The organism is Aquimarina algiphila, from assembly GCF_007489275.1.
Lineage (GTDB): Bacteria > Bacteroidota > Bacteroidia > Flavobacteriales > Flavobacteriaceae > Aquimarina > Aquimarina algiphila.
In genome coordinates, this window is the sequence record NZ_VLNR01000265.1 from 1 (window position 1) to 261 (window position 261).

At 36.0% G+C, this 261-nt stretch carries 1 rRNA gene; it reads right to left on the minus strand.

Annotation, left to right across the window (positions count from 1 at the left end):
* Positions 1–145: 145 nt before the first annotated feature.
* Positions 146–261 (minus strand): 23S ribosomal RNA (locus FOF46_RS31235); the annotation flags it as partial.

The window sequence follows — 261 nt, forward strand, 5'->3', positions numbered from 1 at the left end:
TACTAAGAGTTCTCTTAATACTTCATTCTACAAACTTAATACTAACATAATAAGTTAACATATTGATTTAATATACGATATAAAAAGAACACTAAACAAAGCTATCAAAGCAATTCTCCACTCCGATAGTCGCCTATCGGAGTGTGCGCATAAGCCTATGGGTTATTAGTACTACTCGGCTATGACATTACTGCCTTTACACCTATAGCCTATCAACGTGGTAGTCTCCCACGACCCTTTAAAGAAATCTCATCTTGTGGT